Source organism: Flavobacteriales bacterium (assembly GCA_016779935.1).
GTDB lineage: Bacteria > Bacteroidota > Bacteroidia > Flavobacteriales > UBA7312.
Genome location: JADHMQ010000007.1, coordinates 43,863 through 65,598, shown reverse-complemented (window position 1 = coordinate 65,598; position 21,736 = coordinate 43,863). Strand labels below are relative to the sequence as shown.

The 21,736-nt window shown below is 35.3% G+C and carries 15 protein-coding genes and 1 tRNA gene; 13 read left to right on the top strand and 3 right to left on the bottom strand.

The window, feature by feature from the left end; translation table 11 throughout:
- The 3 genes from ISP73_05090 to ISP73_05080 all read left to right on the top strand — a co-directional run bounded on the left by ISP73_05090 (position 1) and on the right by ISP73_05080 (position 3,304).
- Positions 1-903 (top strand): type IX secretion system membrane protein PorP/SprF, encoded by a 903-nt coding sequence (locus ISP73_05090; protein ID MBL6657962.1) that lies wholly within the window; start codon positions 1-3, stop codon positions 901-903.
- Between the two features lie 196 nt (positions 904-1,099).
- Positions 1,100-1,894 (top strand): sulfite exporter TauE/SafE family protein, encoded by a 795-nt coding sequence (locus tag ISP73_05085; GenBank protein ID MBL6657961.1) that lies wholly within the window; start codon positions 1,100-1,102, stop codon positions 1,892-1,894.
- A gap of 15 nt (positions 1,895-1,909) precedes the next feature.
- Positions 1,910-3,304, top strand: coding sequence for an MBL fold metallo-hydrolase (locus ISP73_05080; GenBank protein ID MBL6657960.1), 1,395 nt, complete (start codon positions 1,910-1,912; stop codon positions 3,302-3,304).
- 231 nt (positions 3,305-3,535) lie between these two features.
- On the opposite strand, the gene ISP73_05075 is transcribed toward ISP73_05080, so the two are convergent.
- On the bottom strand, positions 3,536-4,135 hold the full coding sequence (locus ISP73_05075) for a polysaccharide deacetylase family protein (protein ID MBL6657959.1): 600 nt from the start codon (positions 4,133-4,135) through the stop codon (positions 3,536-3,538).
- Between the two features lie 40 nt (positions 4,136-4,175).
- Positions 4,176-7,184, bottom strand: coding sequence for a DUF2723 domain-containing protein (locus ISP73_05070; GenBank protein MBL6657958.1), 3,009 nt, complete (start codon positions 7,182-7,184; stop codon positions 4,176-4,178).
- 137 nt (positions 7,185-7,321) lie between these two features.
- Between ISP73_05070 and ISP73_05065 the strand changes: the two genes are divergently transcribed.
- The 5 genes from ISP73_05065 (at position 7,322) to infB (ending at position 14,360) form a co-directional block, all read left to right on the top strand.
- Positions 7,322-7,394, top strand: a tRNA-Gln gene (locus ISP73_05065).
- Between the two features lie 89 nt (positions 7,395-7,483).
- Positions 7,484-9,781, top strand: a complete 2,298-nt coding sequence (locus ISP73_05060; protein MBL6657957.1) for a T9SS type A sorting domain-containing protein — start codon at positions 7,484-7,486, stop codon at positions 9,779-9,781.
- A 180-nt stretch (positions 9,782-9,961) separates the two neighbouring features.
- Positions 9,962-10,450, top strand: coding sequence for a ribosome assembly cofactor RimP (gene rimP / locus ISP73_05055; GenBank protein ID MBL6657956.1), 489 nt, complete (start codon positions 9,962-9,964; stop codon positions 10,448-10,450).
- 14 nt (positions 10,451-10,464) lie between these two features.
- Positions 10,465-11,700, top strand: coding sequence for a transcription termination/antitermination protein NusA (gene nusA / locus ISP73_05050; protein ID MBL6657955.1), 1,236 nt, complete (start codon positions 10,465-10,467; stop codon positions 11,698-11,700).
- 14 nt (positions 11,701-11,714) lie between these two features.
- Positions 11,715-14,360 carry a translation initiation factor IF-2 gene (infB, locus tag ISP73_05045; GenBank protein ID MBL6657954.1) on the top strand — a complete coding sequence of 882 codons (2,646 nt, stop codon included), beginning with the start codon at positions 11,715-11,717 and terminating at the stop codon, positions 14,358-14,360.
- A gap of 2 nt (positions 14,361-14,362) precedes the next feature.
- On the opposite strand, the gene ISP73_05040 is transcribed toward infB, so the two are convergent.
- Complete coding sequence (locus ISP73_05040) at positions 14,363-14,770, bottom strand: SPOR domain-containing protein (GenBank protein ID MBL6657953.1); 408 nt, start codon at positions 14,768-14,770, stop codon at positions 14,363-14,365.
- A gap of 194 nt (positions 14,771-14,964) precedes the next feature.
- On the opposite strand from ISP73_05040, the gene ISP73_05035 reads away from it, so the two are divergent.
- Genes ISP73_05035 through ISP73_05015 form a run of 5 tightly spaced genes read left to right on the top strand, consistent with a single transcriptional unit; the run spans position 14,965 to position 21,717 of the window.
- Positions 14,965-16,203, top strand: a complete 1,239-nt coding sequence (locus ISP73_05035; GenBank protein MBL6657952.1) for a c-type cytochrome — start codon at positions 14,965-14,967, stop codon at positions 16,201-16,203.
- A 25-nt stretch (positions 16,204-16,228) separates the two neighbouring features.
- Positions 16,229-19,210, top strand: coding sequence for a TAT-variant-translocated molybdopterin oxidoreductase (locus tag ISP73_05030; protein MBL6657951.1), 2,982 nt, complete (start codon positions 16,229-16,231; stop codon positions 19,208-19,210).
- A 10-nt stretch (positions 19,211-19,220) separates the two neighbouring features.
- On the top strand, positions 19,221-20,594 hold the full coding sequence (gene nrfD / locus ISP73_05025; protein MBL6657950.1) for a polysulfide reductase NrfD: 1,374 nt from the start codon (positions 19,221-19,223) through the stop codon (positions 20,592-20,594).
- A 4-nt stretch (positions 20,595-20,598) separates the two neighbouring features.
- On the top strand, positions 20,599-21,120 hold the full coding sequence (locus tag ISP73_05020) for a DUF3341 domain-containing protein (GenBank protein MBL6657949.1): 522 nt from the start codon (positions 20,599-20,601) through the stop codon (positions 21,118-21,120).
- Positions 21,121-21,717, top strand: coding sequence for a cytochrome c (locus ISP73_05015; protein MBL6657948.1), 597 nt, complete (start codon positions 21,121-21,123; stop codon positions 21,715-21,717). It begins immediately after the preceding gene.
- Positions 21,718-21,736: the final 19 nt, after the last annotated feature.

Here is a 21,736-nt window from a genome sequence, read left to right as displayed (position 1 = left end):
ATGAAAAAAGTCATATTATATTTCGTTTTATTGATAATTGGTAATGAGGCTTTTGCTCAACAATTACCTCAATTTAGCAGCTATCAATTAAGCCCTTTTTTATATAATCCTGCCTATGCAGGTGTTGATGGAACTACTCAGCTTAATGCAGTTATTCGTAACCAGTGGGCGGGGGTTAGAGAAGCTCCACAAACAGACATTATCAACGGTTATGGTCTTTTACGTAACGAAAAAATGGCAGTTGGTGCTACCGCTTTCAAAGATGTAGCAGGCGCTGATAGCAGAAGAGGGATAAATGTAAGCTACTCCTACCATCTAAGATTAAAAGATGACATGAGCCTTTCATTAGGTTTGTCGGCAGGCTTCTTACAATACAAATTAGACCATACTATTGTTAACCCTTATGATGATGGCGATCCGGTGTTTAATAACTCTATTTTATCTTCAGTAGTACCTACTGCTACCTTTGGAGCATACCTTTATGCAGACGACTTCTACGCCAGTTTTTCTTTACCACAGCTTCTTACGTCCACATTTGATATAGATAGTGACTATTCAGATAATAGTTTAGTTTCTGATGGCCTAACAAATCATATTTATATCGGAGGTGGATATATTAAGGAATTGAATAGTACTATAACACTAGAGCCATCCGTCTTATTTATGCTTGCTCCTCCAGCCCCCTTATCATTAGAAATTATGTCTAAAGTAATTTACAAAGACATGCTTTGGTCAGCACTTTCATATAGATTGAATGATGCGGTAGCTTTATATATAGGTATAGACTTAAATGAAAAGTTTTACCTAGCCTATGCACATGACTTTGTTACTTCGGACATTTCAACAGTTTCTTCAGGAACTAATGAATTTAAATTAGGTTTCAGATTTAATCAGCCTAAATAGAAAAAGTCCTCTAAATTAATAAAGGACTTTTGAATTGTCTAACAATAAAGCTAACCAAAAACAAATGTTACGACTCCGCAAATCTATGTATATTGCTGGCTTCTAACTTTTTACAGATTTATTTTTCTTAACATTGAGTTGTTAGTTACCTTCTCTAAATGCGCGTAAATAAACATTTTTTTATAGTCTTAGAATCATGATAGTACTAGGTTATTTAATGGCTTTAATAGTCGGCGTTTTCTTAGGTTTGTTTGGCGGCGGCGGATCCATATTAACTGTGCCTATATTGGTGTATATAATGGGAATAAGTCCTGTTAGTGCAACAGCATATTCCTTATTTGTTGTTGGCGTAGCAGCTTTATTTGGCGCCCAGAGATACATTTTAAAGAAACAAATCAATATTAAAATAGGAGTATTATTTGCAATACCGTCTTTTATTGGAGTTTTTGCAAGTCGCAAATGGATACTTACTTCACTGCCCGAAGTAATGCATTTTTCGGAACAATTTTCGCTGTCAAAAGACACGTTCATTTTAATTTTGTTTGCGCTAATAATGCTGTTAGCCTCTTTATCAATGATATTTTCTTGGCGTCCTAAACCCTCACAATCAAGCAATAATTACATGATGATAATTCTTGATGGGTTTATTGTTGGAATTGTAACTGGATTGGTTGGGGCGGGCGGAGGTTTTTTAATAGTCCCAGCTCTGCTTTTATTAACCAATATTGATATGAAAGAAGCCATTGGTACATCTTTGATTATAATTTCGATTAAGTCCTTATTTGGTTTTCTTGGCGAACTTTCAAATCCAATTGATTGGGACTTAATGCTATTATTTACGCTCTTATCCATTATCGGAATTAATATCGGAATATTTATATCAAAACATTTAAATAGTCAGGTATTAAAAAAATCATTTGGTATTTTTGTGCTACTTATGGCCATTGTAATATTAATAAATGAGACCATAGTTAATCAACTTCTTAATTAATTAAAACAAAAAGTTATGAAACTAGAACAACTATACACTAAATGCCTATCAGAAGCAGCCTATTATATAGAGTCTGAGCGAGAAATTGCTATCATTGACCCATTAAGAGACATTGATGTTTATATTGATATGGCTAGAAAAGATGGCGGGACAATAAAATATATTTTTGAAACACACTTTCATGCTGATTTTGTTTCTGGCCACTTGGATTTAGCTCGTAGAACAGGAGCTAAAATTATTTATGGACCAAATGCCGATGCGAAGTTTGATTTTCATAAAGCTGAAGACGGTGAGATATTTCAATTAGGGAATTCTAGTATAACATTATTGCATACACCAGGTCACACTATGGAGTCGTCTTGTTATTTGTTAAAAGATGAAAACGGAAAAAATCATAGTGTTTTTACTGGTGACACCTTGTTTGTAGGAGATGTAGGAAGACCAGACTTAGCAGTTAAGTCAGGAGAAATCACCAAGGAAGATTTAGCAGGTTATTTATACGATTCCCTTCACACTAAATTAATACCATTAGAAGATGACGTTCTTGTATTTCCAGGTCATGGAGCCGGTTCTGCCTGTGGAAAAAATATCGGAACAGAAACCTCATCGACAATAGGCGAGCAAAAACAAACAAATTATGCTCTTCAAGATATTAGTAAGGAGCAATTTATTAAAGAAGTTACAGATGGCCTCTTAGCTCCTCCATCATATTTCTTTACAGATGTTATGATGAATAAAAATGGTTACGAAGATATCGATGATGTAATAGAACGAAATCTAAACCCCATGTCTTATTCAGAGGTCATAGAAGCACAATCAAAAGGCGTATATCTCTTAGACACAAGGCAACCGAATGATTTTGCAAAAGGATTTATTAAAGGCTCTATTAATATTGGATTAAAAGGGCAGTATGCCCCTTGGGTAGGTGCTTTAATTGACCCAGAATCAACTTTGATTTTGATTACCGATAAAAACTCTGAAAAAGAAGCCCTAACTCGTTTAGCTAGAGTAGGCTATGAGAAGGTTCAAGGATTTTTAGATGGTGGAATAGATGCAGCTGAAGGCAATTTATCTACAATAGACAATAAAAGCGCGTCGGATGTTTTAAAATTAATAGAAGAAGGCACTGCTGTATTGGACGTGAGGAAACCTGGCGAGTTAGAAAATGGTTTCGTTGCAGGTTCCACTCATATTAGGCTTCAAGAATTGCCGAAAAAAATATCCTCTTTAAGCAAAGAAGAACCTTTAGTGGTGTATTGTGCTGGAGGCTATCGTTCGATGATTGCCTGCTCATTATTAGCGTCTAATGGATTCAATTCTTTAATAAATTCTGACGGCGGATATGCTAAATTATCAAATGAGAAATTGCTACCCGTTTCATATGGTAGTTCTTGTTCACGTCAAATATAACTAAAGTTGTGTTGATTGGTGAGAACACCACTTGAGTTTAACTCTGGTAATGTTAAGGGCTCTATTAATATACCGATGAATGATATACCAAATCGACTAGAATAGATTAGAGATTTAGAGCCAATGATTGTGTTCTATAAATCAGGCGTTCGTTCTCAAAAGATATTAGAGTTCTTGAAAGAGTAATAGTTGAGGTTGAAAATGAAGGTGGATGGATGGAAGTTAATGCTTCTAATCAGTAATAGCCCTAAACTTGTAACCTTCCTTGGCGTAGTAGTCTAGTATTTTAGGCAAGCAATATTTTACATTACTAATGGCTTTATCATTTTCGTGAAACACAATGATAGAGCCATTTTTTGTTTTTTTCTTAATAATTTTAAAACACTTTTTAGGCGATATTGCTTTGTGAAAATCCCAACTTAACACATCCCACATAATTATTTTAAATGTTTTTCTTAGTCGCCATATCTGTGAAGGCTTAATCCTACCGAATGGAGGTCTAAATAGTTTGCTACTTAGAATAGCATGGCACTTATCAGTATCTGAAAAATACTCTCTATTTTTAGTCTTCCACCCGTTTAGATGTGAATATGTATGATTTCCTACCGAATGATTTTTTTGTAAAATGTCGTTTAATAATGAAGGGTATAAATCCACTTCTTTACCCAATAGAAAAAAGGTTGCTTTTGCCTTATGCTTATCTAGTTCTTGTAGTATAAAAGGGGTGAGTTCTGGGTGAGGACCATCATCAAAAGTAATATAAATGACTTTTTCTTCAGAAGAGAAATTCCAAATTAATGAAGGGAATAACATTTGAAGAATCCCCCTCATCAATTTGTTTTTATGACATTTCTAGTAGTAAAATTCAAATCTATTGATATTGATTATATAGCTCAACAATTTTTTCTTGCGATTCGCTGTCTTTATATTTGGTAGTAATACTATATAAGTTAGAAACAATTTGGTTAGCAAGTTGATATTCTCTTTGCAATTTGCTTAGAATTTTATCATCAATTGAATTGTAGTATTCTAACTCATTAAAGTAGGAGTCAGTAAGTATAGATACAATATCTTTTGCTTTTTCCATTTTTCCAATTTTATAATACACTTCTGCCATTGGTAAGTTAAAATAATTGAATGGGATAGCTTCATTGGGCATAACCTCTAAGCATCTGTCAATAACGTTTTCAGCTCTTTCAAAATCACCTTCACGGATTAACGCTTCAGCTAATCTCACAAAGTTATTTCTGAAGTTCATTGTCATCCTCATATTAGTCTCGTCCAAGTAAACATTTGGATCCTGCATATTACCCCAATTGAATTTGTTGATAAGATTATCATACATAATATCTGTAGCAACTTCACCAGTTTGTCCATCAGCAGATTTAGCTAAATATGGAACAAACCTATATGCTAAACCTTCAAGTTGGAAGTACTTTTCCAAACCCATAAAATTGCCAGACCCCACTGTAATAGCAAAATAGATAGGTCTATCCCAATTAAAATTGGCAAGAATATCGAGCACCATCATTTCGTTTTTATTGATGCTACTGCCTTTAAGCTCCCATTTTATTTCATCTACTATTCTGTTTGAATCTTTGGCGGCTACAATTCCTTTTTGTAAAATATCTGCTTTATTTATTGGAATTTTCAATTTACTAGTAGGGCAGTAGTCCGCTTTTTGTCCATTACGAGTTAAGCCTTTAGTCTTATCATTGTCGCTTGCAATGAAGTTTACGACATCTTTTACATCAACATAACCTTTTCCATTATCTTTAATGATAACATAATCTCTAGTTCCTTGCTTATACTTATCCCATTCCATAGAACTAGGAATTGGCGCAGCGTCATAGGCGGCACGTTTCATTTGGTCGATATACCAATCCGTATTAAATAGACTTAGGTTAACTACTCTGATGTCTGTTCTAATCCCCTCCACCTCTTGAGCATACCATAATGGGAAAGTATCATTATCCCCATTAGTGAATATTATAGCATTGGGTGCACAGGAGTTCAAATAGTTAGCCGCAACATCTCTTGCAGTATAGCGGCCTGAACGATCGTGGTCATCCCAGTTCTCTTTAGCCATCAATGTAGGGACTAATAGTAAACACAAAGCTGTAGCTACTATAGAACTGTTTAGAGAAGAAAGCTTTTTAGAAAGAAAATTAATGACCGCTAGAACACCAAGCCCCACCCAAATAGAATAAGCGTAAAATGAACCAACATAGGCATAATCTCTTTCTCTAGGCTGGTAAGGGTATTGATTTAGATAAACCACAATAGCAAGTCCAGTAAATATAAACAGCAGTAAAACCACAAAAGCATCTTTGTTGTTTTTGTTGAATTGGTAAAGCATGCCAATAACTCCAAGTAAAAATGGCAGCATAAAATAGACGTTTCTCCCTTTGTTATTTGCCATATTATCTGGAATAATATCTTGAGGTCCAAGACCTCTTAAATTATTGTCTATGAAAGGAATTCCGCTAAGCCAATTACCTTTATTAATTTCCCCATGACCTTGTATATCATTTTGTCTACCAGAAAAATTCCACATGAAATATCGCCAATACATATGCCCAATTTGATAGCTGAAGAAATATTTTAAGTTCTGAGAAAATGTTGGAGGTCGTTTGGTATTCTTATGCCCACTCCATTGCTGATAAGCTTTAGCATGAGCCGATTGAGATGAACTCCACATTCTTGGGAAAAAGCTTGAAAACTTAGGATCATAAACCGGTTTTGAATTCTTTCGGTCATTTGTTATCACATATTCTCCTTTATCTTCGTCTTTAGTGTAAACAGGATTGCCGTCTTTTAAATCAATGATTTTTGCATTGTAATATTGCCCATTTAAAATAGGCCAATCTCCGTATTGCTCTCTGTTTAAGTAAGCTAGTAAACTTACCGCATCCTCAGGATTGTTTTCATCAATAGGAGTATCTGCATTTGATCTAATTACTAGTATAAAAAATGTTGAATATCCAATCAGAATTGCGGCAAAACTAACCAGTGAAATTCCCATAACATCCTTATTGTTCTTTTTGGCATAGATTAGTCCAAAAACAATTCCAGAGATTATAAGGATAAAATATATGATAGTTCCTGTATTAAAAGGTAGCCCTACAGTGTTGATGAAAAATAACTCAAATTTTCCAGCTAAATTTACTATTCCAGGAATTATAAACCCTTGTAATCCGCCAGTAACTATGACAGCTAAAAGAAACACCTTCAATAATGCGAATTTATTTACTTCATGTTTCTTGAAGAAATAAATAAATATTACAGCAGGTATAGCTAATAAATTAAGCAAGTGAACACCAATTGATAAACCTATTAGATAAGCAATAAAAATAATCCATCTCGATGCATATTTATCATCCGCTTCACTCTCCCACTTTAAAATTGCCCAAAATGTTATAGCGGTGAAAAAGGAAGACATGGCATAAACCTCTCCTTCAGTTGCAGAAAACCAGAAAGAATCAGAAAAGGTATATGTTAATGCACCAACTAAAGCACTTCCGAATATGGCAATTTTATTAGCTAGAGTTGCTGTTTCTTGAGAATTAACAATTTTCTTGGCAAGAGCACTAATGGACCAGAACAAAAACAAAATAGTTAGTGCGCTACACAATGCAGACATGATGTTTATCATGAATGCTATATTTGTAACATCACTTGCAAAGAGACTAAAAAATCTACCAATGAGCTGAAAGAATGGCGCGCCAGGTGGGTGTCCGACTTCAAGTTTGTATGCGGTACTAATGTATTCTCCACAGTCCCAAAAACTAACTGTGGGCTCAATAGTAGCATAATATGTAATAAAAGCTATGGTGAAAGCTATCCATCCAAATAAATTATTCAGCTTAGAGTAAGTCATAATGTTTAAAGCAGTTTTGATTTGTAGGCGAATTTAATAAATTAATTTATCAAAATCTTTGTAAATTAACACATATAAAATAAAATATTTGATTCTTTGCAAAAGAACTTTAAATTGTTATTTTTGCTGCCCTTAATTGCCCGATGGTGTAACTGGCAACACGTCTGGTTTTGGTCCAGAAGAGTCTAGGTTCGAGCCCTAGTCGGGTAACTTTTTTCAGCATATATAAAAAGCTCAAAAATAAGTGTATATTTGCTATACGTATAAATCTTAACAACCAATTTTAACAAGTTACTAATATGAAAAGTATTCTACAAAAAAATACTAATCTTAACCTAGCTTTAGCATTAATATTCTCTTTTTTCACATTGTCTTTAACAGCACAGGATTTTTCTCCTGAAGTTTCCTTTAATTTAGACAATTCTGTAATGGGAGAAGCAACAACTTTCTCTTTTGAAATATCACAATCTGAAGGCGAGACTGATATTGCCAACAGCACAATAACTACTGATGGTGGTTCTTTTGATATTGCTTCATTAACTGTTGGAGACATTGTAGGAAGTGGCTCTGGATTTATTGGTGGTGGTTCAAGTAGTGGAGAATTCAGCTTAGTAGTTAATGCTCTCACTGAAAATAGTGCCGACCTTAATGTTGTTGATTTCAATTCAGAAGTAATTGGCATGATGAACATTTCCAACTCTTCAAATAATGGTGTTTCAATTTATTCTTCAAACACTTACGAAGACGGCAATAATGTAACCGCTGGAAATAATCAACAAGTTGAATTAGCGGGAATATTTATCAATCCTATGAGTTCATTTGTAACTCTTAGTTCTTCTATATTTTCTGAGCTTGACCCTAATGGTCCTTCTGCCGATTATTCAACGCAATGGGATTTAATGGCTGATTTTAGCCCAGAAGTATTAGTTACTCTTAGCAGCTCAGAACCTTCAACTTTCACGGACTTAACATTTAGCGTTAGTCAAGATGCCGGTGAAGAAGATATGGCTAGTGTTACTTACGCTTTCGATGGTGGTTCATTTGCAATTTCTTCAATGACAGTAGGCGACGTAGTTGGTAATGGTAGTGGTTCATTTGGCGGCGGTTTTGCCTCTGGAGATTACTCAATAGTGGTTGACCAAGTAACAGCTACAACTGCTGTGTTGAATGCAGTTGATGGCGAGAATGTTATTGCAACTTTTTCTATAGTAAATTATGAAGATGGTGGTGCTGAAATTTCTTCTACTTCACCAGGTGATGATAATACAACAACGGCTGGAAATAGCAACGATTTTACACTAGAGGGTATTTTCGTTACACCTGATTCTGACATGTTAACAATGACAGCTGATTTTGTGTCTGAAATAAACCTTAGTCAAACAAATACCTTTGAAGTTACATTGGAAGAAGTGGTTGATTTTAGCCCTGAACTTGAAGTGGTGTTTGCTAACAATGACTGTAATGCAGCTACTGATATGACATTTACAATTTCACAAGATAATGGTGAAATTGATATGGCATCATCTATACTAACAATGACTGGTGGTTCTTTTGATTTTTCATCTTCAGAAGTTGGTGACCTAGTAGGAACTGGCTCAGGTTTTTACGGAGGAGATAATACTTTTAATTTAAGTCTATACGTAGATGAGGTAACAGCTACAGGTGCAGTAATATTAGCAGTTAATGATGATGATGAAACACAAACATCTTCATTTACAATTACAAACTTAGCTGAAGGCGTTCAAATTTCGACTACATCTCCTGGTGATGATAATACAACAACACTTGGTAATAGTACAGCAGTAACTCTTTCAGGCGTATTTGTAAATCCAAATGAAGGTGACTATGAATTTTATGGATCTTTCACATCTGAATTAAATAACTCTTCTGAATTTGATGGCGCATATAGTGTTGTTTGCCCATGTGAAGATGTTGAAGTATCTGAAGCATTTACACTGTGTGCAGGTGAAACTTTAACTATTGGAGAAAACACTTATGATGAAGCAGGCGAGTATGTTAATGTATACGCTTTAGCATCAGGTTGTGACAGTACAGTAACAACTACATTATCTTTCTTTGATGTAGTAGCTACACCAACAATTTCTGGAGAAACAAATGCAACTGAAAATGAAAGTTACGATTATAATGTTGATGTAGAAGATGAATCTACTTTACAGTGGGGTGTTGTAAACGGAGAAGTCAACTCTGGTCAAGGTACTGCTACAGCAAACATTACTTGGGGTGATGGGCCTTCAACAGGATCAGTATGGTTTTTGTTGACAGACGAAAACGGATGTAAAGCTGATACAGCTTTCTTAGACGTTACCATCTCAGAAACAGTAGGAATTACTGAGAACACATTATTAGGAGTAAACGTTTACCCTAACCCATTTAAAGAGTTTACAACGGTAGAGTTTAACAACCCTAACAATGATACTTACCGTATCAGTCTTATGGATGCTAGAGGACGTACAGTAATGAATACATCAACGCAGTCTAGTCAACTCATTATTAAAAAAGAAAATCTAAAAGAAGGAATCTATTTCCTTGAGTTTGACGGAAAAAATAAATCACGACAAATAGTAGTGATTCAGTAAGAATTTAAAGCCCCAATTTTGGGGCTTTTTTTTGTCCTATTTAGTAGCTAAAGAATGTTGCTATAAGTGCGAGAATTGTAGGTTAAACACAGTTCTAGGATATAATATAATAATCATCTTTTGCATATTCTTTAAAAAGCATTACATTTGCACAAGAAATTATTTGATATACGAGGGGGCATGCAGCCCCTTCTTTTATTAGTTATGCTAAGTAAAGAAAAAGTACAAGAGTTAATTGATGAGTTCATATCAGCGAATGAGGCTGTGTTTTTGGTGTCATTTAAAATGAGCCCATCAAATCAAATCGAAGTTCTAATTGACTCTATTGATGGAATTAGTGTCAAGAACTGTATTGAGCTGAGCAGACATATTGAAGGTAATTTTGATAGAGAAGAAGTAGACTTCTCACTGTTAGTATCAAGTGCAGGCTTGAGTGAGCCTTTTAAAGTGTTTAAACAATACAAAAAAAACATTGGCAAAAATGTTAATGTTTTTCTCAAAGAAGGAAAGAAATTATTTGGCAAAATGATTGAGGCCGAAGAAGGAAAAGGAATTACACTTGAGACTACACGAAAAGAAAAAGTAGGAAAAAAGAAAACAAATATTATTGAACAACATTCTTTTAGTTTCGATCAGATAGATAAAACTAAGATTGTTATCTCATTTTAAATAAGTAATTAAAGATGAATGCAACAAATCTAATTGAGTCATTTTCAGAGTTTAAAGAGTTTAAGAACATCGATCGTGAAACCATGATGAACGTACTTGAAGATGTTTTTAGAGGTGTTATGATAAAACAATACGGCACTGATGAAAATATCGATGTCATTATAAATATTGACAAAGGCGATTTAGAAATCTGGAGAAATAGAGAAATTGTAGGCGATGCCGATTTAGAAGACTCTAACCTTCAAATAGCATATACCGATGCGATTAAGATTGAACCAGACTTTGAAATTGGAGAAGAAGTTTCGGAACAAGTTTTCTTAGAAGACTTCGGAAGAAGACAAGTATTATCACTTCGTCAAACACTTACTTCACGAATTTTGGATCTAGAGAAAAAAGAAGTTTTTGATAGATATGAAGATAGAATCGGTGAAATCATTAACGGTGAAGTTTATCAAGTTTGGAGAAACGAAATCCTAATTTTAGATGGAGAAGAAAATGAATTAATATTACCAAAGTCTGAAGCAATTCCTAGTGATTTTTTCAAAAAAGGAGACACCGTTAGGGCCGTAGTGAAAAGTGTAGAAATGAGAAATCACAATCCGTTGATTGTACTTTCAAGAACTGCTCCAGAATTTTTAGCACGTCTCTTTGAACAAGAAGTACCAGAAGTTTTTGACGGATTGATTACCATAAAGAAAATTGTCCGTGTCCCTGGAGAAAGAGCTAAAGTAGCTGTAGAATCTTATGACGAGAGAATAGATCCAGTAGGAGCATGTGTAGGTATGAAAGGTGCACGTATTCATGGAATTGTTAGAGAGCTTAGAAATGAGAATATTGATGTTATAAATTACACAGATAACATTCAGTTATTTATTACTAGAGCACTTAATCCAGCCAAAGTATCGTCAATTCAACTCGATGAAGAAACGACTAAAGCAGATGTATATTTGCACCCAGATCAAGTTTCTTTGGCTATTGGTAAAGGCGGATTTAATATTAGATTAGCGAGTATGCTTACAGGCTACGAAATAGATGTTTATAGAAACATTGATGAAGCAGATGATGATGTTGAATTAACAGAATTTACAGACGAAATAGAAGGGTGGATAATTGATGAGTTGAAATCAATTGGATGCGATACAGCAAGAGATGTTATTAAATTAGATAAAACTGATCTTGTTAAGCGTACAGATTTAGAAGAAGAGACAGTGAATGAAATACTAAGTATTTTAAAAGCAGAGCTCGAATAACTTTAAATTAAATTATGTCAGGAGTGTCACAAAGACTATCAAAAGTTGCTAAAGAATTTAATGTAGGTGTAGATACTATTTTAGATTTTTTAGAAAGTAAGGGAATAGATAATTTGAATAGAAATTCAAAGATATCTCCTGAAACATATGAAGTGCTCGTTGATGAGTATCAGCCAGACAAAAAAGTCAAAGCAGAGGCTAAAGAATTAAAGAAGGCCGAAGATGACCTAAAGCCAAAAGTTAAAAAGGAAATAGAAACGGTTAGAGTTGAAACGCCTAAAATAGAAGGGCTTAAAATTGTTTCAAAAGTTGATATCAATCCATCAAAAACTGTTGAGCTAGAAGTAAAAGACAAAGAAGAAGAGGTTGAGCCAGAAAAAATTGAAGCTCCTGTAGTAGAAAAAGTGGCAGCCGAGCAGCCCCTAAAGGCTGAGGAACCAAAAGTTGCCGAAGAGGTTAAAGATGAGCCAAAAGAATCAGTCCCACCAACAAAGAAAAAAGAAGCTAAAGTTTCTGAAGAAAAGAAAACAGATGAGTCTTCAATTATTCGTGGAAGAGCAAAGAAATTAGATGGACCGACCCTAGTATCTTCTGAAAAAATTGACTTAACTAAGTTTCAAAAACCTAAGAAAAAAACTCCGGTTGCATCATCTTCAGCAAATGTAGAAACTAAGAAGAAAAGAAAGCGAGTCTCAACAGGAGGAAATAGAGACAGACGACCTAACAGAGGCAAGCAAAATACAACTCCAAGAGTAGAACTTACACCAGAACAAATACAAAAACAAGTAAGAGAAAACCTTGCTAAACTTCAAAGTGGAGGAAAGAACAAAGGAGCTAAACTTAGAAGAGAAAAAAGACAAGCTCGGAAAGAGCAAGAAGAAATTAATCTGATTAAATCAGAAGAAGAAAGCAAAACAATTCAGGTAACAGAATTTGTTACTACGGCCGAATTTGCACAACTAATGAGTGTGGAGCCAACCCAAATTATTTCAGCATGTTTCTCATTAGGAATGATGGTTACTCAAAATCAAAGACTTGACGCCGAAACACTTTCAATTGTAGCTGAAGAGTTTGGATTTACCGTTGAATTTGTCGGTGCTGAAGTACAAGAGTCTATACAGCAAGAAGAAGATATCGAAGAGAACCTGGTTTCAAGAGCACCAATAGTTACTGTTATGGGTCACGTAGATCATGGTAAAACATCTTTGCTTGACTACATTAGAGACGCAAATGTTATTAGTGGTGAGGCAGGGGGAATAACCCAGCACGTTGGAGCTTATGAGGTAAATCTAAAAGGAAAGAAAATTACATTTTTAGATACACCAGGTCACGAAGCCTTTACGGCGATGAGAGCTCGTGGAGCCCAAGTAACCGATGTGGTAATTATTGTTGTGGCAGCAGACGATAAAGTCATGCCACAAACAAAAGAAGCGATAAGCCATGCTCAAGCAGCAGGCGTACCTATGGTGTTTGCTTTGAATAAAATTGATAGAGAAACTGCAAACCCTGATAAAATTAAAGAACAATTAGCCAATGAAAATGTGTTGTTGGAAGATTGGGGAGGAAAGTTCCAATCACAAGAAATATCTGCCAAAACAGGTCTTGGAATTCCTGAACTTTTAGAAAAAGTATTATTAGAAGCCGAATTACTCGACTTAAAAGCAAACCCTGAGAAAAATGCTATCGGTACAGTAATCGAAGCTTCATTAGATAAAGGAAAAGGATACCTAACAACAATTCTGGTTGAATCTGGAACACTTAAAGTAGGAGACTATGTTTTAGCAGGATGTTTCTCAGGTAAAGTAAAAGCCTTACTTGATGAGCGAGAAAATAAAATGGAGAATGCAGGCCCATCCACTCCAGCGGTTCTATTAGGACTGAACGGAGCAGCTCAGGCAGGAGATAAGTTCAACGTGATGGATGATGAGCGTGAAGCTAAGAATATCGCTGCCAAAAGAATGCAACTCCAGAGAGAACAAGGAGTAAGAACGCAGAAGCACATCACTCTTGATGAAATAGGTAGACGATTAGCCTTAGGAGACTTTAAAGAATTAAACATCATCATTAAAGGTGACGTTGACGGATCCATTGAAGCACTTTCTGACTCACTGCAAAAACTATCTACCGATCAAATTGCTGTAAATATTATTCATAAATCTGTAGGTCAGATTTCAGAATCAGATGTTATGCTCGCAGCGGCATCTGATGCAGTAATCATTGGTTTCCAAGTTCGACCATCTGTTAATGCAAGAAAGCTAGCTGAAAAAGAACAAATCGATATTAGACTTTACTCAGTAATCTATAATGCCATTGAAGAACTTGAGAAAGCGATGGAAGGTATGTTGTCGCCAGATATCGAAGAGAAAGTAGTCTGTAATATCGAAATTAGAGAAACATTTAAGATATCTAAAATCGGTACAATCGCAGGATGTTATGTTCTTGACGGAAAAATAAACAGAAACACTAAGATTCGATTAATCCGCGATGGTATTGTAGTCTATTCAGGAGAATTAGCAACTTTAAAACGTTTTAAAGACGATGTTAAAGAAGTATCAGCAGGTTATGAGTGTGGATTAAGCATCAATAACTTTAATGATATAAAAGTAGGAGATATTGTCGAAGGTTTTGAAGAAGTTGAAGTGAAGAAAACTCTTCAATAATACTAGTCTTGCAATTCCAAATCTAATTCGAAATTCACAATAGAAGGGACAATGTACGTTCCTCTGTATTTTTTACTTATTTCTTTCTGAACTTTGTAAGCTTCAATTCTAGTAATAAAATCACCTACCTGTATTTTGTAGTAAGGAGATTTAAACTCTAAATATGTCTTAAGTTCAGGAAAATCTTGTGAGAAATTAGCCCTCACTTTTTGTGACTCCTCTCGACTTTGACTTTTGTCATGATGGATTTGCACCCTGAATCCATCAATGCCTTTCTTTAAGCTATTGATTTGAATTTGTTTTGATACCAAATTATCGATTCTACTTTCGTTTCTGTCATCAATTGAAGTGTTTTGTGACAAAATCGTAGAACTTACTAAGCAAAAACATAAAAAATATAGGGCTTTCATACGGCAAAGATAACTTATTTATTACTGTAAGTATATGAATTTGAGATTGATATAATACATAAACGAAGCTTTATTTAGAATGAGTATAAATTGTTGTAAAAATATCAAGTAGGACGCACTAAAAATTTAGGAATGTTCTAAATTTGTGGGCGTAAAAAGTGGCTCAATTCTATACTGAATATTATTTTATAAATATGGCTAAATTTATTAGATTAGATAAGCATCATTTCCTCTCAATTTTTTTATTAACATTTCTGTTCACATTTTTCTCTTTTACCTCTCATTCTCAGAGCATTGAAGAGGGGGAAAAGCTTTATCAGGCGAATTGTACAGCTTGTCATCAAATTGACAGTAAGCTGATTGGTCCAGCTTTACGAGGAGTTAGTGATAAATACTCTGAAGAGTGGTTAATAAAATGGATTAAAAATTCCGCTGAGTTAATTGCTTCAGGGGATGCTGATGCAATTGCAATTTACGAAGAGTACAATAAGTCTCTAATGACAGCCTTTCCTTACTTTTCTGATGAGGATGTCGTAAATATTCTTGCATATATTGAGGAGGCGCCTGCAAAACAAAAAGTAGCTGTTGCCTCTACCTCCGATGGCGGTGTAGTAGTTGATGAAAGTAAAACAGCAGACTATATAATTCTTACAATTTCTATAGTTCTATTATTAGTAGTAGCAGGATTATGGAAAGTAAAAAACACCTTAAAGGAAGCTTCAGGGGAAGAAAGTCAAGATTTCTTTGCGTCATCTGCTTCATTACTTAATTCTTATTTAGAAAGAAAGTCTTTAGTTGTGCTGACTGTTCTAGTACTAGCTGTCTTTGGATTAAATTCAGCTTGGAATTTAATGATAGGTGTTGGTGTAACTCAAGGCTATAAGCCAGAGCAACCTATAGCATTTTCTCACAAACTACATGCTGGAATGAACGGTGTTGACTGTAATTACTGTCACCACTCTGCCAGACATGGTAAGTCCGCTGCAATACCATCAGCAAATGTTTGTATGAACTGTCATACATATATTAGCGAAGGCCCTTCCGGAAAAGAAGAAATTCAAAAAATCTATGATGCTGTTGGTTTTGACCCTGAAAAAGGGAGATATATTGAGAATTATGAGCAAAAACCTATTAAGTGGGTGAGGATTCATAATTTACCAGATTTAGCATACTTCAACCACTCACAACATGTTGTCGCTGGAGGTATTGAATGTCAAGAATGCCATGGACCTATTGAAGAAATGGAAGTTGTAGAGCAGCATTCTGAATTGACAATGGGCTGGTGTATTGATTGTCACAGACAAACAGAAGTTAACGTTGCTGACAATGACTACTATGAAGAGATGCATGCTAAATTTAAGGAAAACCACCCCGATGAGGCGTTTAATGTTGAGGCAATTGGTGGTCTCGAATGTGGTAAGTGTCACTACTAAATCAAAAATTTAATTAGTTTAAGATATGACTAAGCAAAAGAAATACTGGAAAGGATTAGCAGAGTTAGCTAATGATCCAGCTATTGAAAATTTAAAACACAATGAGTTTGCTGAAAAGATTCCTGTTGATGATTTTCTTGGCGATAGCGAAACGCTTTCTAATTCAAACACATCTCGTAGAGACTTTTTGAAGTTTTTAGGTTTTAGTACTGCAGCAGCAACATTGGCAGCATGTGAAACTCCAGTTATAAAATCTATTCCTTACGTTGTTAAACCTGAAGAAATCACACCAGGTGTTGCCAATTGGTATGCATCCACCTTCTATGATGGTAATGACTTTGCAAACGTTTTAGTAAAAACTAGAGAAGGGCGTCCAATCTTTATCAAGTCTAACGACCTTACATCCGCTGCACCTAACGCAAGAGTTATTTCTTCTGTATTATCCTTATACGATTCAAACAGATTGAAAGGACCAATGCAAAATGGTAAAGAAGTTTCTTGGTCCGATGCTGATAATGATATCATTAAAAGACTTGCTGATGTAGAAGGTAATGTAGTTGTTTTAACAAACACTATTATTAGCCCAACAACACAGTCAGTAATCGATTCATTCTGCTCCAAACACAAGGCAACTCATATTCAATACGATGCCATTTCATATCAAGGCATGCTCGATGCTAATCTTGAATCTTTTGGTCATAGAGTAATTCCTACCTACAAATTAGACAAGGCAGATGTCCTAGTGTCTTTTGGCGCTGACTTTTTAGGAAGTTGGTTGAATGTAGGTTTTGAAAAACAGTACGCTTCCAATAGAAATCCAAAGTCTGGTAAAATGTCTCGTCATTTCCAGGTTGAAACAAATATGTCTTTATCAGGTTCAAATGCTGATGTAAGAATTCCGGTAAAACCGTCTGAAAAATTAAGTTTACTTCAAAATTTATATGACGCTTTAAAAGGTAATTCCTCTGCCGATGCAAGAATAAAAGACATGGTAAGTGAGTTGTCAGCAGCAAAAGGAAGATCTTTAGTAATATGTGACAGCAACGATAAAGCGGTTCAGATAATGGTAAATGCTATTAATGACTTGCTTTCTAACTATGGAGCAACTATTGATTTATCAAATCCATCATATCTGAATGCAGGAGACGATAATTCAGTAGCTCAACTTGTTGAAGATATGAATGCTGGAAAAGTTGGTGCTTTAATAATGAGTGGTGTTAACCCATCTTACACATTGTCAAACGCCGCTGATTTTAACTCAGGTTTAGAAAAAGTATCGCTTACAGTTTCTACAGCTTTAAGTATGGATGAAACATCAACTAATGTTGAATATGTATGTCCAGATCGTCATTATTTAGAAAGCTGGGGAGATGCGGAAGCATTCCACGGTCAACTATCATTTACACAGCCTACTATCCAACCCCTATTTGATAGTCGTCAGTTTCAAGACTCTGTATTGTCTTGGTCAGGATCAGACTCAGACTATTACTCTTTTGCAAAGAAGTATTGGAGAGGAAAAACATCATGGTCAAAATCAATTCATGATGGAGTAGCAAGTATATCAACTGAGCCATTAAGATTAACTTCTTTCTCAGCAAATATAACACCAATCACTAAAAATTCTGAGGGGTTAGAGTTAGCATTGTATCAGTCTAATTCTATCGGTGATGGTTCACAAGCCAACAACCCTTGGCTACAAGAATTACCTGATCCAATTTCAAGAGCATGTTGGGATAATTACATTACAATTTCAGCGACTACAGCTCGAGAAAATGGATTATCGAATTGGAATGGTTCCGACGGTTCATTAGACGGAGACGTTGTAAAGCTTACGGTTGGCGATAAAGTAATTGAGAAAGTTCCTGTATTAATTCAGCCTGGACAAGCAATAGGCACTATCGGTTTAGCTTTAGGCTATGGGCGTACAGCCTCCGGTAAAGTAGGAAACGGTGTAGGAGTAAATGCTTATACTTTAGTTTCCAATAACGACTACATAGCTTCAGGAGTTCAAATGGAGAAAGTAGAAGGAGAACACGGTTTTGCTTCTGTACAATTACATCACACAATGATGGGTAGAAGTCTTATTAAAGAAACTACCCTAGACGAATATAATGCCGATCCAAAATCTGGTAACCCTGACATTATGTTCGAAACACATAAAGGCAAGTTGTTTGCTGATGAGGTTACATTATGGAAAGAGCATGACCACGAAACAGGTCATTTCTGGAATTTATCCATTGACCTAACTTCTTGTATTGGCTGTAATGCATGTGTGGTAGCTTGTCATTCAGAAAACAATGTTCCTGTTGTTGGTAAAGAAGAGGTAAGAAAGAGTAGAGATATGCATTGGTTACGTATTGATAGATATTTCTCTAGTGATATGACTGAAGAAGTCGCTGAAGAACAAGATTTAGGAGCGGTATCTAAATACAAAGCAATGGAAGTTCCTTCAGAAAATCCAGATGTTGCTTACCAACCAGTAATGTGCCAGCACTGTAACCATGCTCCGTGTGAAACGGTTTGTCCAGTTGCAGCAACATCTCACAGTGCAGAAGGACAAAATCATATGGCCTACAACAGATGTGTAGGTACTCGTTATTGTGCAAACAACTGCCCATATAAAGTTCGTCGTTTCAATTGGTTCAATTATGCCGAAAACGATGCCTTTGATTATAATATGAATGACGATCTAGGTAAAATGGTATTAAATCCAGATGTTACCGTAAGAATTAGAGGAGTCATGGAAAAATGTAGTATGTGTGTTCAAATGATTCAAAAAACAAAACTTGATGCTAAACGAGATGGCAGAAAAGTTTTAGATAAAGATGCACAAACCGCTTGTTCAACAGCATGTCCAACAAATGCACTTGTATTTGGTGACGTTAATGACGAATCAAGTGAAGTAAGAACCCTAAAATCTGATGAAAGACAGTATTATTTACTCGAAGAGATAAACACTGCTCCTTCTGTGTTTTATCAGACAAAGATTAGAAATAGAAAAGCTTAATTTATAAATTATGCAAAAAGAAAGCCCTATAAGAGAGCCACTAATTTTAGGTAATAAAAGTTACCATGATATTACTGTTGACGTTGCTAAGCCCGTATTGGCTAAAGCCAACAAAATGTGGTGGATTGTATTTGGAATCTCATTAGTCTTATTTGTTTGGTGGATTTTATCTGTTGGATACACAATAGGTATAGGAATTGGTGTTTGGGGATTGAACAAAACTGTTGGATGGGCATGGGATATTACTAACTTCGTTTGGTGGGTGGGTATCGGTCATGCTGGAACGCTTATCTCAGCCGTACTATTACTGTTTAGACAGAAGTGGAGATTATCTATTAACCGTTCTGCAGAAGCGATGACTATTTTCGCAGTCGTTCAGGCGGCAATGTTCCCATTGATTCACATGGGACGTCCTTGGTTAGGCTATTTTGTGTTCCCTATTCCAAACACATTTGGATCATTATGGGTAAACTTTAATTCACCATTACTTTGGGACGTTTTTGCAATTTCAACCTATTTCTCTGTTTCTTTTGTATTCTGGTATGTTGGTTTAATTCCTGACTTTGCCATGATTAGAGATAAGGTTAATGAAAAGTATTGGCCTTTACGTAAAAAGGTATACAGTATTCTATCGTTTGGCTGGAGCGGAAGAGCTAAAGATTGGCAGCGATTTGAGGAAGTATCATTGGTATTAGCAGGTTTAGCTACTCCACTTGTATTCTCAGTACACTCTATTGTATCTTTTGACTTCGCAACCTCTGTTATCCCTGGATGGCATACTACTATATTCCCACCGTACTTTGTTGCTGGAGCAGTATTCTCTGGTTTTGCGATGGTACAAACCCTACTATTAGTGATGAGAAAAGTTGTTGGTCTTGAAGCTTACATTACTATAAAGCACGTAGAGTACATGAATATAGTTATCATGTTAACAGGTAACTTGGTAGGCATTGCTTACCTAACTGAGCTTTTCATGGCTTGGTATTCAGGTGTGGAATTTGAGCAATATGCTTTCTTAAATAGAGCTACTGGCCCTTATTGGTGGGCATATTGGAGTATGATGACGTGTAACGTTATCTCACCTCAATTAATGTGGTTCAAAAAATTAAGAACCAACATCGTATTTACATTTATATTAGCATTGTTTGTAAACATAGGTATGTGGTTTGAGCGATTTGTAATTATTGTAACATCTATTCACCGTGATTATTTACCATCAAGTTGGAGTATGTTCTCTCCGACTTATGTAGACATAGGTATTTTTGTGGGGTCAATTGGTTTCTTCTTTGTACTATTCCTATTGTATTCAAGAACATTCCCAGTAATTGCACAAGCCGAATTGAAAACGATTGTAAAATCTTCTAGTGAACAATATAAAAAGTAAAGACATGAGTAAAAAAGTCATTTACGGAATATTTGATGATGAAGAAGTTCTTCTTAAAAGTGTAAAAGAAGTTCGTTCAAAAGATATTTCCATTAAAGAAGTTTATTCGCCATTTCCTATTCACGGACTTGACCATGCCCTAGGCTTGGAAAGAACTCGATTGGCAATAGCGGCCTTCATCTATGGAGCTATAGGTTGTGCTTTAGCAATATGGATGACTTACTACATTATGATTTTAGACTGGCCTCAAAATATTGGTGGTAAACCAAGTTTTGCATACTATTTAAATATGCCGGCATTCGTTCCTATTATCTTTGAAATGACTGTATTATTCTCAGCCCATTTAATGGTAATAACTTATTTGTTTAAATCTAAACTATTTCCTGGCCAGGAGTCATCTAGCCCTGACCCACGTACAACAGATGATAAATTCCTAATGGAAATTGAATCTGATGATGATAAGAAAATCAGTGATTTATTAAAAAAGACTGGTGCAACAGAAATTAACGTTAAAGACATTGCATAAATGAAAACAGTATCTACTAAAATCCTTCTAATAGCGGTACCTTTTTTAGCGATATCGTTGTTTTTCTCGTCTTGTTCTAATAATGAGGATGGAAGACCTGGTTATGAATTTATGCCAGATATGTACCGTTCGCCTTCTTTAGAAATATATTCGTCAAATACCTTTTTCAAAGACAGTCTCAATGCACGTCAGCCTGTTGAGGGAACCATGCCACGTGGTTTTGTAGCCTTTGATTACGATAATACTCTAGAAGATTATCTTTTAGCGGGAAATGAATTGAAAAACCCTTTTGAAAACTCTGAAGAGAATTTAGAGAAAGGAAAAAAGTTATATCAAATGTTTTGTACCCATTGCCATGGAAAAAATGGTGACGGTAAAGGAAGCATTACACATCCAGTATATGGTGCTATCCCTGGTTATGCTGATGATGTGATGATTCGAAGAACTGGAGGAAATATGAACACTCTAGCAGATGGTAATATTTACCATGCAATCTATTATGGATTAAACGCTATGGGACCGCATAACACTCAGTTGAACGATACTGAAAGATGGCTAATTACCATGTACGTTAAAGAATTACAAAAAGGAAACTAAAATTATAAAGATTAAAACA

Bases quoted from the DNA above. Each gene is read 5' to 3' on its own strand.
- ISP73_05060 (MBL6657957.1), top strand. From the start codon at position 7,484: ATGAAAAGTATTCTACAAAAAAATACTAATCTTAACCTAGCTTTAGCA.
- ISP73_05085 (MBL6657961.1), top strand. From the start codon at position 1,100: ATGATAGTACTAGGTTATTTAATGGCTTTAATAGTCGGCGTTTTCTTA.
- nrfD (MBL6657950.1), top strand. From the start codon at position 19,221: ATGCAAAAAGAAAGCCCTATAAGAGAGCCACTAATTTTAGGTAATAAA.
- ISP73_05075 (MBL6657959.1), bottom strand. From the start codon at position 4,135: ATGAGGGGGATTCTTCAAATGTTATTCCCTTCATTAATTTGGAATTTC.
- ISP73_05020 (MBL6657949.1), top strand. From the start codon at position 20,599: ATGAGTAAAAAAGTCATTTACGGAATATTTGATGATGAAGAAGTTCTT.
- ISP73_05080 (MBL6657960.1), top strand. From the start codon at position 1,910: ATGAAACTAGAACAACTATACACTAAATGCCTATCAGAAGCAGCCTAT.
- nusA (MBL6657955.1), top strand. From the start codon at position 10,465: ATGAATGCAACAAATCTAATTGAGTCATTTTCAGAGTTTAAAGAGTTT.
- ISP73_05015 (MBL6657948.1), top strand. From the start codon at position 21,121: ATGAAAACAGTATCTACTAAAATCCTTCTAATAGCGGTACCTTTTTTA.
- ISP73_05090 (MBL6657962.1), top strand. From the start codon at position 1: ATGAAAAAAGTCATATTATATTTCGTTTTATTGATAATTGGTAATGAG.
- infB (MBL6657954.1), top strand. From the start codon at position 11,715: ATGTCAGGAGTGTCACAAAGACTATCAAAAGTTGCTAAAGAATTTAAT.
- ISP73_05040 (MBL6657953.1), bottom strand. From the start codon at position 14,770: ATGAAAGCCCTATATTTTTTATGTTTTTGCTTAGTAAGTTCTACGATT.
- ISP73_05030 (MBL6657951.1), top strand. From the start codon at position 16,229: ATGACTAAGCAAAAGAAATACTGGAAAGGATTAGCAGAGTTAGCTAAT.
- rimP (MBL6657956.1), top strand. From the start codon at position 9,962: ATGCAGCCCCTTCTTTTATTAGTTATGCTAAGTAAAGAAAAAGTACAA.
- ISP73_05035 (MBL6657952.1), top strand. From the start codon at position 14,965: ATGGCTAAATTTATTAGATTAGATAAGCATCATTTCCTCTCAATTTTT.
- ISP73_05070 (MBL6657958.1), bottom strand. From the start codon at position 7,184: ATGACTTACTCTAAGCTGAATAATTTATTTGGATGGATAGCTTTCACC.